General features: G+C 56.9%; 15 protein-coding genes. 5 read left to right on the top strand and 10 right to left on the bottom strand.

The genetic code is table 11. The features are described 5' to 3' along the window. Window positions 1-22 precede the first annotated feature (22 nt). From ACQ4MY_RS22350 to ACQ4MY_RS22330, 5 genes are all read right to left on the bottom strand, one after another. Window positions 23-1,042, bottom strand: coding sequence for a LacI family DNA-binding transcriptional regulator (locus tag ACQ4MY_RS22350; RefSeq protein WP_440096493.1), 1,020 nt, complete (start codon window positions 1,040-1,042; stop codon window positions 23-25). 9 nt (window positions 1,043-1,051) lie between these two features. Beyond that, window positions 1,052-2,029 carry an ABC transporter permease gene (locus ACQ4MY_RS22345; RefSeq protein ID WP_008083263.1) on the bottom strand — a complete coding sequence of 326 codons (978 nt, stop codon included), beginning with the start codon at window positions 2,027-2,029 and terminating at the stop codon, window positions 1,052-1,054. Then, window positions 2,026-3,579, bottom strand: a complete 1,554-nt coding sequence (locus ACQ4MY_RS22340; protein ID WP_008083260.1) for a sugar ABC transporter ATP-binding protein — start codon at window positions 3,577-3,579, stop codon at window positions 2,026-2,028. Before ACQ4MY_RS22340 ends, ACQ4MY_RS22345 begins: the two co-directional genes overlap by 4 nt. 56 nt (window positions 3,580-3,635) lie before the next feature. Continuing rightward, window positions 3,636-4,592 carry a sugar ABC transporter substrate-binding protein gene (locus ACQ4MY_RS22335; protein ID WP_007913476.1) on the bottom strand — a complete coding sequence of 319 codons (957 nt, stop codon included), beginning with the start codon at window positions 4,590-4,592 and terminating at the stop codon, window positions 3,636-3,638. A gap of 196 nt (window positions 4,593-4,788) precedes the next feature. Then, complete coding sequence (locus tag ACQ4MY_RS22330; protein ID WP_008083258.1) at window positions 4,789-5,235, bottom strand: hypothetical protein; 447 nt, start codon at window positions 5,233-5,235, stop codon at window positions 4,789-4,791. A 341-nt stretch (window positions 5,236-5,576) separates the two neighbouring features. Between ACQ4MY_RS22330 and ACQ4MY_RS22325 the strand changes: the two genes are divergently transcribed. The 3 genes from ACQ4MY_RS22325 to ACQ4MY_RS22315 all read left to right on the top strand — a co-directional run bounded on the left by ACQ4MY_RS22325 (window position 5,577) and on the right by ACQ4MY_RS22315 (window position 7,830). Then, window positions 5,577-6,665 (top strand): asparaginase, encoded by a 1,089-nt coding sequence (locus ACQ4MY_RS22325; RefSeq protein ID WP_440096492.1) that lies wholly within the window; start codon window positions 5,577-5,579, stop codon window positions 6,663-6,665. Window positions 6,666-6,863: 198 nt separating this feature from the next. Next, entirely contained in the window at window positions 6,864-7,133 is a 270-nt protein-coding gene (locus ACQ4MY_RS22320) for a DUF1654 domain-containing protein (RefSeq protein WP_371924610.1), read from the top strand. Window positions 7,134-7,137: 4 nt separating this feature from the next. After that, complete coding sequence (locus ACQ4MY_RS22315; protein WP_008083251.1) at window positions 7,138-7,830, top strand: endonuclease; 693 nt, start codon at window positions 7,138-7,140, stop codon at window positions 7,828-7,830. Window positions 7,831-7,888: 58 nt separating this feature from the next. Here ACQ4MY_RS22315 and ACQ4MY_RS22310 read toward each other — a convergent pair whose 3' ends face one another. Then, window positions 7,889-8,800 (bottom strand): siderophore-interacting protein, encoded by a 912-nt coding sequence (locus ACQ4MY_RS22310; RefSeq protein ID WP_440096491.1) that lies wholly within the window; start codon window positions 8,798-8,800, stop codon window positions 7,889-7,891. 87 nt (window positions 8,801-8,887) lie between these two features. Continuing rightward, a complete protein-coding gene (locus tag ACQ4MY_RS22305; protein WP_008083248.1) occupies window positions 8,888-9,256 on the bottom strand; it encodes a hypothetical protein in 369 nt (122 codons plus the stop codon). A 250-nt stretch (window positions 9,257-9,506) separates the two neighbouring features. On the opposite strand from ACQ4MY_RS22305, the gene csrA reads away from it, so the two are divergent. Further along, a complete protein-coding gene (gene csrA / locus ACQ4MY_RS22300; protein WP_003179932.1) occupies window positions 9,507-9,701 on the top strand; it encodes a carbon storage regulator CsrA in 195 nt (64 codons plus the stop codon). Between the two features lie 209 nt (window positions 9,702-9,910). Here csrA and ACQ4MY_RS22295 read toward each other — a convergent pair whose 3' ends face one another. Then, on the bottom strand, window positions 9,911-10,366 hold the full coding sequence (locus tag ACQ4MY_RS22295; RefSeq protein ID WP_440096489.1) for a DUF2214 family protein: 456 nt from the start codon (window positions 10,364-10,366) through the stop codon (window positions 9,911-9,913). Window positions 10,367-10,873: 507 nt separating this feature from the next. Here ACQ4MY_RS22295 and ACQ4MY_RS22290 point away from each other — a divergent pair. Next, window positions 10,874-11,233 (top strand): hypothetical protein, encoded by a 360-nt coding sequence (locus ACQ4MY_RS22290; protein WP_008083244.1) that lies wholly within the window; start codon window positions 10,874-10,876, stop codon window positions 11,231-11,233. Window positions 11,234-11,370: 137 nt separating this feature from the next. On the opposite strand, the gene ACQ4MY_RS22285 is transcribed toward ACQ4MY_RS22290, so the two are convergent. Continuing rightward, on the bottom strand, window positions 11,371-11,619 hold the full coding sequence (locus ACQ4MY_RS22285; RefSeq protein WP_440096488.1) for a hypothetical protein: 249 nt from the start codon (window positions 11,617-11,619) through the stop codon (window positions 11,371-11,373). Beyond that, window positions 11,616-12,092, bottom strand: a complete 477-nt coding sequence (locus ACQ4MY_RS22280) for a hypothetical protein (protein ID WP_440096487.1) — start codon at window positions 12,090-12,092, stop codon at window positions 11,616-11,618. The genes ACQ4MY_RS22285 and ACQ4MY_RS22280 overlap by 4 nt, the downstream gene beginning before the upstream one ends. Window positions 12,093-12,272 lie beyond the last annotated feature (180 nt).

Genomic DNA, 12,272 nt, shown 5'->3' with positions numbered 1-12,272 from the left:
ATCATTACTCGTCAATTCGGTTTCAGCGGTATTCGGTGAACACGCCGGACAGCGGCGCGGTCGATTCGCGCAGGACAATACTCGGGGTCACGATGCGTTGATCGGTGCCCAGATTCGGGGTGGCAATCCTTCGCAACAATACTTCAGCCGCCATCTCACCCAGTTGCAGGATCGACTGGCCGACGGTGGTCAGCGCCGGGTATACGTAGCGGCTCATCTGGATATCGTCGAAGCCGATTACCGACAACTCGCTCGGCACACGCACGTTGCGCTCCGCCGCTGCGCGCAGCACGCCGATACCGATCATGTCGTTACCGGCAAAGATCGCGCTGGGCGGGTTGTCTTCGAGCAGGATCGCTGCCGCGTTGTAACCGCCGGTGCTGGTGAAATCACTTTCCAGCATGCGCGCCTGGCGCACTTCGATACCGGCCTCTTTCAGCGCCCGGCAATAACCGGCCTGACGCATCTGCGCCACGCTGGTACTCGCCGGGCCGCCGATGGTGGCGATGTCGCGGTGACCCAATTCCAACAGATGGCGAGTCGCGAGGTAGGCGCCGTACTCGTGGTCGATGCGCACCAGATCGGCATCGACGCCGTCGAGACCCCGGTCGACGATGACCATGGGCGTTTTCACACCCGCCAGCCCTTGCGCCAGACCACTGTCACCGCCGGCGGAGGCAACAATCAAACCGTCGATGCGTTTTTCCAGCAGGACACGTAAATAGCTGCGCTGCTTTTCCGGGTTGTCGTCGGAGTTGCAGAGGATCACGCAGTAGCCGTTACGCTCACAGTAATCCTCGATACCCCGCGCCAACTCGGCAAAGTACGGGTTCAGACTGTTGGGCACCAGCAGGCCGATGGTCGCGGTGGTCTTGGCTTTGAGTGAGCGCGCCACCGCACTCGGCACATAGTCGAGACTCTTGATCGCCGCCTCGACTTTCAGCCGCACTTGCTGGCTGACCGGCCGGGTGTTGTTCACCACGTGGGACACGGTCGTGTAGGAAATCCCCGCGAGCGCCGCCACATCCTTGATCGTTGCCATATCGGTTTCTTAGCCCCGTCGACTGGCGCGTTGACTGCGATAAGTATCGAGCACCACGGCGATGACGATCACCGCACCGGTGATGATACGTTTGGTCGGTTCAGTCGCACCGATTTGCGCCAGACCGGCCGCCAGTACGGAAATGATCAACACGCCAAAGAAGGTGCTGATCACCGAACCGCGCCCGCCCATCAGGCTGGTGCCGCCGATGACCACGGCCGCGATCACTTGCAGTTCCAGACCTGAGCCGGCATTCGGATCAGCTGCTTCCAGACGGGAAATCTGAAACAGCGCCGCGATACCGGCCAGCAACCCCATCAGGCTGAACACCAGAATCTTGTACGGCTTCGGATTGATCCCGGCGAGTCGCACTGCTTCTTCGTTGGTGCCGATGCCGATCAGGTAGCGACCGAACACGGTGCGGGTCAGAACCGCCTGAGCAATGATGATGACCAGGAAGGCAATGATGAACGACGGCGAGATACCGAACGCGATGGGGTTCGACAGCCAGGCAAACGAGTCGCCGATGTAGGCAGTGCGCGACCCGGTCATCTGATAGGCCAGGCCCCGAGCCATTTCCAGCACGCCGAGAGAGACGATAAACGATGGAATCCGCCACGCGACAGTGATCGACCCAGTGACTGTGCCGGCCAGTGCCGCCACCGCCATGCCCAGCAACGCCGAGGGCAACACGCCCCAGCCCCAGCCGAGAATCGCCACGCTGACCGTCGATGCCGCCAGCGCCAATACCGAACCGACCGAAAGGTCGATGCCGCCGATGATCAATACGAACGTCATGCCGACCGCCAGCACCATCAAATCCGGGATCTGGTTGGCCAAGGTGCTGAAGGTGTTATAGGACAGAAAGTGGCTGCTCAAGACCGAGAACAGCGCAATCATCGCCAGCAAGGCCCCGGCCAGACCGAGATAAGTGCCCAGGCCGTAGAAATTGCCACTACGTTTGCCGGCAGGAGATGCAGTTTTCATGGGAGATCCCTAGGCGCCGCTTCGTTGAGCAACGCATCACGTTTTTGGTAGCCGGCGAACGCGGCGGCAAGCAAATCATCCTGGGTCCAGCTGTCGCGCTCGAACGTGTCGATCAGACGCCCGGCCGACAACACGCCGATGCGGTCGCAGATCAGCATCAGTTCGCGCAGGTCACTGGACACCACCACCAGCGCTTTACCCTGGCGCGTCAATTCGCCGAGCAATGCATAAATGTCGAACTTGGCGCCGACGTCGATGCCACGGGTCGGCTCGTCGAACAGCAACACTGAGCAATCACGCTCCAGCCAACGGCCGATCACGACCTTCTGCTGGTTGCCACCGGACAACTCTGAAACAAGCTGTGTCGGGCTCGAACTGCGGATGCGCATGGCGTCGATCTGACGCTTGGCCAAGGCGATTTCATCGCCGTTATTGACGACACCACCGCTGGAAATTTCCGGCATGTTGCCCAGCGCAATGTTCGCGCTGATCGACTGACTGAGCAGCAAACCTTCGCCCTTGCGGTCTTCAGTGATCAGCGCGATGCCATTGCGCACCGCATCGACCGGCGAGCGCACACTGACCACTTTCGCTGGCGAACCGAGGGCGATGGTGCCGCTGTCGGCGGTGTCTGCACCGAAGATCAAGCGCAGCAACTCTGTGCGCCCTGCCCCGATCAGTCCGGAAATCCCGAAAATCTCGCCGGCACGCACCTCGAAGGAAACATCGCGAACCTTGTCGGAGCGAGTCAGGCCTTTGACCGTCAACGCTGGGGCGCCAATATTGCGCGCGCCCATATCAATGTGCTCGCCCAGCTCGCGGCCCACCATCAAGGTGACCAATTGCTCACTGTTGTAGTTGGCCATCGGCTCGACGCAGACCAGATGACCGTCACGCAGCACGGCAATGCGCTGCGCCACACGGGCAAGCTCTTCGAGGCGGTGGGAAATGTAGATGATCGAAACGCCGCGCGCCTGCAAGCGGGTGATCTGCTCGAAGAGCATTTCAACTTCGCGCGCGGTGAGCATCGCGGTCGGCTCATCGAGAATCAGCACATGGCAATCGCCGATCAGGTTGCGGGCGATTTCAACCATCTGCTGATGGCCGATACCCAATTCGCCGACCAGTGTGTCCGGATCGATTGCGTCGAGGCCGACTTGTGCCATGGCTTCGATGGCAGCTTTGCGCAATTGCTTACGGCTGATCCAGCCACCGTTGCTCGGCAGGTTATCGAGAAACAGGTTCTCCGCCACCGACAGGGTCGGCAACAGATTGAGTTCTTGCATGACCATGCGCACGCCGAGGTCTTCGGCCTGGGTACGGCTGCCAGGGCGATAATCCTTGCCCTGAAACTGCATCTGGCCAGTGGTCGGGGTGACCAGTCCGCCAATGATTTTCGACAAGGTGCTTTTACCGGCGCCATTCTCGCCGGTCAGCGCCAGCACTTCACCGCGCATCAGCGTCAACTCGATGCCGGTCAGCACCGGTTGCGCATAGGTCTTACCGATACCGCTGACCGAGAGGACAGCGTTCGGGGCGGAAACTGACATAAAAACTCTCCATGCGCTCGCCCGGACGGACGAGCGCCGTTGTGTCGCCAGAAGACTTACTGGGTGACCAGCTCGACCGGTGTTTCGATCACGCCGTTGGCGCCGCTGTCGACTTTCTCGCCCTTGATGATTTTCAGCGCGGTTTCGATGCCGAACACAGCTTGCTTGGCAGCGAACTGGTCAGCAGTGGCCAGCACACGGCCGTCCTTCAACATCGGCTTGATCGCATTGATGTTGTCGTAACCGACGACCTTCACCTGACCAGCCTTGCCGGCGGCTCGTACGGCGGAAACGGCGCCGACGGCCATGCTGTCGTTACCGGCCAGCAGCGCTTTGACGTCCGGGTATTCGCTGAGGATCGACGCAGCAACCTTGTTGCCCTTGTCGATTTCCCAGTCACCAGACTGCAGGGAAACAATCTTGATCTGCGCGGCGTCCATCGCATCTTTGAAGCCCGCGGTACGCTGCTGCGCGTTGGTCGTCGTCGAAACGCCTTCAATGATGCCGACTTCGTCACCGGCCTTGAGCTGCTTGGCCAGGTATTCGCCGACCAGACGCGCGCCTTTACGGTTGTCCGGGCCTACGAAAGGCACGCTGATGTTTTTGCTTTTGACGATGGCCGGATCGAGCTGGTTGTCGATGTTGATCACGGTAATGCCGGCGTCGACGGCTTTCTTGATCACCGGCACCATGGCCTTGGAATCAGAAGGCGCGATCACCAGAGCATTGACCTTGGCCAGAATCATCTGCTCGACGATACGGGTCTGGCCAGCGGTGTCGGTTTCATCCTTGATGCCGTTGGAGATCAGGTCGAAATCGGCGGAGTGTTCTTTCTGGTAGGCCTTGGCGCCATCTTCCATGGTCAGGAAGAATTCGTTGGCCAGGGATTTCATGACCAGCGCGACTTTGGGTTTTTCAGCAGATTCGGCGAACGCCGAGGAGACAGGTAGTGCGGCGGCTGTGGCAGCCAGCATAGCGACAGCAAGAAGGCGTCCAGCGAATGGCAGCTTCATGGGTTCACTCCGATCTTATGATTATTGTGAGCAACGCTTGCGCTGGCGTAAGCTACTTTGGCTTGTTCAACGGAATACTCCACCGAGAAAGCCGCGCAAACGTTTGCGTAGACCAGACTATGCGAATCCCGCCGACATTTGTCAACATTCAGAAATAGTAATTGTTGCAGGGCGAATCGCTCGATTCGCCCCACTGTCACGCCGTGGTGCTGATCAGGCCGCCGCTGCTGGAATCTTTTGCCAGCTCCTTGATCAGGTTGCCGGAAACTTCCGAGAGTGCACCGTTGGTATCAGCAATCTGCCCCTGAATCGACATGACTGCAGTCGCCTTGGCTTCCGGCGTTGGGTAACTTGCAGCTTGCGCGGCCGCCAGTTGTTGCTGCTGTTCCTGCAATTGTTTTTGCAGTTCCTGCATGCGTTTGAGCAGCATTTTTACCGCAATGCTTTGATCGCCGCCGCTCTGAGCCTTGCTGTCTTCCTGCGCGGCACCGCCGGTTCTGACCTGCTTGGAATCGCCCTCTTCCTTGCCCAACAACTGCGTGGAAGTCTCGGCAGTCGCATCGCTGAGCGCATTAACGGTGGCCGTGGACTTGCCGCCAATGGTGATAGCGCTGGCATTTGGAAAACCAACCGACAGTGACATGTTAACTCCTCAATAAATCCAGATTCCTTGAACACGCATCGGCCTGCACGGCGGTTTCTTTAGCCGAGAGCGGGAAACAACCGTCCCGATCACCGCTTGTACTTTTCGGTCAGCCGAACAACTACCCCGCCGGTGTTCGGAAACCCGGATGAGCGCTTCGTACCAACGATTCGACCATCTACAAAATATTGATGTAAATCATCAGGTTAAACATTTTTCTCCAGCATAGTACGTCTGGTACAGATCCTGCTCCCTCCTCTGCACCCCGGACATCCAGATCGGTTCGGGGTGTATCTAGATGAACCTGCATCAGCACCGTCTCACTACTAGAGAGAAAAATAATGAAATCTGCTTTCAACACCTTGGTTCCGGGCGCTTTGGCCCTCCTCCTGCTCCTGCCTACCGCCCTTCAGGCAAAAGAAGTCGAAACCCAGACCAAACTCGCCAATGTCGTGGTACTTGCCACCGGCGGTACCATCGCCGGCGCAGGCGCCAGCGCGGCCAACAGTGCGACCTATCAAGCGGCCAAGGTCGGCGTCGAGCAACTGATCGCCGGCATTCCCGAGCTGAGCAAACTGGCAAATGTGCGTGGCGAACAAGTCATGCAGATCGCTTCCGAAAGCATCACCAACGACAACCTGCTGCAACTGGGGCGTCGCGTCGCCGAACTGGCTGACAGCAAAGACATCGACGGCATCGTCATCACCCACGGCACCGACACCCTCGAAGAAACCGCGTACTTCCTCAACCTGGTGGAAAAAACCGACAAGCCGATCATCGTTGTCGGCTCGATGCGCCCGGGCACCGCCATGTCCGCCGACGGCATGCTCAACCTGTACAACGCCGTGGCCGTCGCCAGCAGCAAAGAAGCTCACGGCAAAGGCGTACTGGTGACCATGAACGACGAGATCCAGTCGGGTCGCGATGTCAGCAAAATGATCAACATCAAGACCGAAGCGTTCAAAAGCGCCTGGGGCCCACTGGGCATGGTGGTTGAAGGCAAATCCTACTGGTTCCGCTTGCCTGCCAAGCGCCACACCATGGATTCGGAATTCGACATCAAGAACATCAAGAGCCTGCCTGACGTAGAGATCGCCTATTCCTACGGCAACGTCAGCGATACCGCCTACAAGGCACTGGCCCAATCGGGCGCCAAGGCAATCATCCATGCCGGTACCGGCAACGGCTCGGTGTCCTCGCGCGTAGTGCCAACCCTGCAAGCACTGCGCAAGGACGGCGTGCAAATCATTCGCTCGTCCCACGTCAATGCCGGCGGTTTTGTTCTACGTAACGCCGAACAGCCTGACGACAAGTATGACTGGGTTGTCGCGCACGACTTGAACCCACAGAAAGCCCGCATCCTGGCCATGGTCGCACTGACCAAAACCAATGACAGCAAAGAGCTGCAGCGGATGTTCTGGGAATACTGATTGACCTTCGCCCGACCTTTTCCTGATCGGGCACTCTTCACGCCACTCGTTTACCGGGCGAGTGGTGTGTCGCCCACATCCCTCCTGCATTTTTCCTACAAAAAACACGACGCGCCTTACACCAAATTCGGAAAACCGCTGTCAGAGGATTTTCTTGAATTTTAAGCAGTTGCGAAAATGCTTACAGTTAAATACTGTATGCACGTACAGCTCAATAAGGATAACCTCGTGGCCACCTCCCCTGATGCTCCTGACGCTTTCGAACGCATGGGTCTGCGCGTTCAAAAAATCATCAACTCCCCTACCGCACAAAAAGCCAAAGCGGCGCTGATCTTCCGTCTGCCGGACGAGCCGATGGATGAGTGGGAGCGCCTGCTCGAGGAAATCGACGAGAACGACAACGTTACCCTTGCCTACCGCGACGACGGTGGCGTGCAGATTTTTTGGGTTGTGCCGAAGGAAGATTGATTCAATGAGTGTCCGCTGTTTTGCTTTGCTGTTGTTATCGTTCATCGCTTTTGGCGCCCAGGCTGGGGCGCCACGCACTTTTTCTGAAGCCAAGAAGGTTGCGTGGAAGCTCTACGCACCGCAGTCCACCGAGTTTTATTGCGGGTGCAAATACACTGGCAACAAGGTCGATCTGAAGGCGTGTGGTTACGTCCCGCGCAAGAATGCCAAGCGCGCGTCGCGCATCGAGTGGGAACACATTGTGCCGGCCTGGCAATTTGGCCATCAGCGCCAATGCTGGCAAGAAGGTGGGCGCAAGAACTGCACGCGTTACGACCCGACCTATCAAAAAGCCGAAGCCGATCTGCATAACCTGGTGCCGAGCATTGGCGAGGTCAATGGCGACCGCAGCAACTTCAGCTACGGCTGGCTGCCGGTGCAATCCGGGCAGTACGGTTCGTGCCTGACCCAGGTCGATTTCAAGGCGAAGAAGGTCATGCCTCGCCCGTCGATTCGCGGCATGATTGCCCGCACCTATTTCTACATGAGCAAGCAATATGGCTTGCGCCTGTCGAAACAGGATCGGCAATTGTATGAAGCCTGGGACAAGACTTACCCGGTGCAAGACTGGGAGCGCCAGCGCAATCAGAGCGTAGCGTGCGTGATGGGACGTGGTAACGAATTTGTCGGCCCGGTGAATCTGAAAACCTGCGGCTGAACAGACGCGTAAAAACAAAAGGCCCCGAGTGTGATGCTCGGGGCCTTTTCGTTTGTGACTAGCTGCCGGCCTTGTTGTAACGCCAATAGCCCATCAGGTTGAGCGACTCGCGCGGGATGCCGCATTCCTTGATCAGGTACCGGCGCAAACTCATCACCGCTGCCGACTCACCAGCGATCCAGCCGTAAAATCCTTCAGGGGCGGTATCGGCAATTTCCCAGAGAATGTCTTTGTCGATATCGACATCGGCCAACTCGATTGCACGCCCCGCTGGCGATAAATGGACGGGCAAGGTCGCCTCACGCACGGCTTCCACCATCAGTGTTCCGGCGGCCGTTTCATTTGCCTGATCGCGAATCAACCATTGCACCGACAACCCCGGCCAGTCCGGCACGGCAAGCATGTCCTGAGCGCTGTCCACCTCGAAAAAGGCCTGCACCTGCGGCGGCTCGGCGAGCGCCGCCAACTCATCGAGAATGCCCATGGCCGCCGGCAGCGCCGTGGCGTCAGCTACCAACAATAATTGTTTGAGGATTTGCGGGGGCTTCCATTCGAATCCGCCAGTTTCACGCGCTGAAAAATGATTGTCAGGGGCAAGAATCTGCATCGAATCGCCTAGCTGCGCACGCAACGCCCAACGTGAGGCCGGACCGGTTTCACCGTGCAGGACAAAATCGATATCCACTTCACCCTGTTCGGCGCGCAGATGACGGATGGTGTAGGTGCGCATCGCGGGACGTCGATCGGCCAGCATCGACTTGAATCGAGCGTACCAGCCCTCTTCCTGGGCGAGACTTGATTGCGAACCGTCAGCGGCCGGAAAAAACAGCTTCACCCGCTGATCCGGCGCCCAAGTGGCCATTTCGTTGACAGGTGAACCGGCGAGAGTGATCCGCATCATGTGCGGGCTCAGCCGGGTTTTACGGTGCAGGACAACATCGAACAATTTGTACGGATTGGCGGAGGCCATGGGGAGCTCCTTGTGGAAATCATCAGCGACTCCAATAGGAACGAATCGCGTTTGATTGCCTTTAGGCAGCTCCGCCGAACGGACCGCTTACGGGGTGAGCGGATGCTCGACCAGCACCGATTCAACGTTCTGCTTTTTCGCCTTCACCAAGGCGGCGTCCACTTGCACCTTTCGTGCTTCAGCCTCGGCCTGGGAATTGAACGGGCCAATCAGAATGCGCGTCTTGCCGCTGCTGTCCTTGATGACTGTGGGCACGAAGGCATGCTCGATCAGCCAGCCGCTCAAGTCGCTGACCGCTTGAGGCGTTTCACCGCGCACCTCAAGATCCCACTGCGGAGCAGAGGCCACCGCAGGCGCTGCTGTCACTGCCGTTTTCGGCTTCGGCACGTCTACACTCTTGCCTTCACCACAACCGGCCAAAACCAGTGCCGCGACTACCCAGACCAATTTGCGCACAACGCTTTCCTCGAAATTCTCAAAGCGGCGATCTTAACATTCAAAAATACTTCGCGAGCCCCGCAAAATGGGCACAAAACAACGAGATTGATGATTGCAGCCTCTGTATAGTTACGCCCTGGGAATTAATGCCGCTTCTGCGCGTCAGAAAGAGGCACCCAAACCGTGAGACTTCGCACTAATCTATACGTACCACCGACCTCTGCACTGTCTGAATCAGGTGCCCTACAAAGCAATCAAGGAGAAGACCATGCTGATACTCACCCGCAAAGTCGGTGAAAGCATAAATATTGGTGATGACATTACGATCACCATCCTCGGCGTAAGCGGCCAACAAGTCCGCATCGGCATCAACGCTCCAAAAAACGTTGCCGTGCACCGAGAAGAAATTTATCAGCGCATTCAGGCTGGCCTGACCGCACCGGACAAGCCACAAACGCCCTGAGCCACATTGCAGTCAGTAGCCAGTTCTTTTACCTGCGCGTAATGACTGGCTAAAGATTCACGCGCCGTATTGCCACCCGCTTCCCAATCCCCTTGGGCACGGCGCCTGACACATGAGCCCCTTCACCCCCTCCTGTTCCGGCGATACTACCCGCCATGATTGAGTCTGGCTGTCGGACATTTCCGATAGGACTCAGCGAATTTGCCCTCCTAGCCAAATGTCACGCCACGCGCCATCCCAGTCGCTGCAATCACGATCAGCACCAACAACAGCGCTTCAACATGACTGATTCGCGCAAACAACTTTGCCCGAGAGGTATCGAACGCCGTGCCCCGCGCTGAGGCAATGCGCCATTTGATCAACGTGATCATCGGTGCAAGCTCGACCAGCAGAACCAGCACGAACAGCGTCATCTTCAGGTGGAACAGCGGCTGGTGGAGGTAATAGTCAGTGCCCTTTTCATAACCGCCGAAGGCACGCATTCCACCGGTGATCAGCAAAATCACGGCAGAAATACCCCATAGGTTATCGGCGATCAGTACACGACCGGCATCCGCCGTCCCAGCCGCCAGGCGACTGAATGCAATGCCTCGCGTGAGCACCGCCCAGAACCCCAGGGCAAACGCCAGTAGATGAATAGCAGCAAGCGACCAGTGAACCAGCATCGACACACTCCTGCGCAAAGAGTTGAAAATCGGCCAGTCAGTAGTAGTTGAAAAAGAATGGTTTTGCCCGTGCGCAATTGTCAGGACGACGGTAGAAATGCCAAATCGCAGGCAAAAAAAATCCCAAGCAGCTGATGGAAGCTTGGGATTTAAAAATGCATAAACCGTGGTGGTGAACGCGGGGCGAATGTTACTGAATCAATCGACGTGTAACAACTTATTTTTGATAACCGGTCGGTTAATAATCATCGTAAGTCATTCAATATCCACACTTTTTAAAAGGACGCTGGCGACAGACGGTCAAAAATCAACCAATCTGACAGTGTAAGAGTTGTTGACCCCCGCTTCCGCGCAGGAGGATTATTCGCGCGCAGATTTACACGGACGGTAAACATTGAAAACTTCTTCGCCTATGGACAGGACGCCCTCGCCCCTCATTCGTCGTGGAGGCCTGCACAATCCACGCAAGCCGCGCCAGAACCCCACAAGCGTTGATGGCCGCGAAAAATGAAACACCAAACCCTGCTCATCAGCTTCTTGTGCTGCATCAGCCTCTTCGCCAACGCGACCGATGTGCCTATCAAAGAAGGCATGTCGTTTGTCAGCGCGAGAAAAGCACTGCTGCAAAGTGGCTGGAAACCTAACAAAACCTATTCTGGCGAATACGGTGTCGAAAACATCCTAATGAGAAAAGGCTTTGTTGAAGTTGAATCCTGCTCCATGGGCGTTCAGTACTGCATCTTCAACTACACCAAAAACAACACCTGCCTAGGTGTAGGCACCGTCGGGGAAGAGATCAAAGACATGAGAATTTACTCGTGGAACTTTGAATGCCCTGACGTAGAACAGGAAAACCTTGAAAAGTGAGATGCCTCCCCGGCGCTTGCATCCTGCTTTGTTTCTCCAGCGCGTTTGCCTGCGCAACCGACATCCCGATTGAAACAGGCATGCCGTTTCTATCCGCGCGAAAAGCATTGATCAAACACGGCTGGCAGCCAAGCGCGTCAAAAGAGCTGCAACCCGTTGGCACTGCCGTAGAACTGGAAAGAATCGGCATTGTAGAAATCGAGCGATGCACCCAAGGCGTGCAATATTGCGAATTCCATTACCAAAAAAACAGCGAATGCCTGGGCATCACGACGACAGGCGAAGAGGTTGAGGACCTGGTCGTTGACGCCTGGGACTTCAAGTGTCCGTAGCCCGCCCTGCACACCCGCGCTCACGGGACACAGGATGGTGGCGAGCACTTTCACGGTGTGGCCTGTCCATCCTTTGAGGCGATATCGATCACCTGCTCTGGGGACAGTGCCTGCGAATAACTGACATCTTCGAAGTATTCGTCTGGCCAGAAAATCAAATCCGATATCCGCTCATTCGGAATGTTGATTTCCAGCATGCTCAGCCAGAACTCGACGTCATGATCGGCGCCATCGCCCTCCATGACCCTGCGAGCCAGTTCGATCAACTCTTGCCTGGTGATGTCCGCCACGCGCTGCTCGTAAGGCGTGGCCAGGATCTTGCGAACCCACGTATCGTGATCCTGACCACCATAAATGCCCTGGAAGTCGATGAACTCAAGTTCGGTCATGGCCTCACGATTGAATTGCGCCAACTGACTTAGCGTCTGCTCGGGGTGCCCGCAATCAATCTCTTGCGCCAGCTTGGTCAGTCGGGCAACCCGGGATTCATCCAGCACAGGCGGCATTAACTCGGTACGAAGCTCCATTTCATCTCTCCATTTACTTGCTGTGCCTTGACGCTCTGCAGAGTTGAAAATGCTCTAACAGAAACATCAGGTGGGATGTTTTGCAAAAGTTTTGCAAATCGCAGTGTCTAGTCCTGAAATAGGTTTACACCTGTTTCAGTCTCAAAACGCCCGATGCACCGCATCGGGCGTTTTGTATTT

The sequence above is a fragment of the Pseudomonas sp. SM4 genome, assembly GCF_051913165.1.
In the GTDB taxonomy this organism is placed as follows: Bacteria; Pseudomonadota; Gammaproteobacteria; order Pseudomonadales; family Pseudomonadaceae; genus Aquipseudomonas.
The sequence above is the reverse complement of the archived record's forward strand: the minus strand, read 5'-3'. Positions and strand labels throughout refer to the sequence as shown.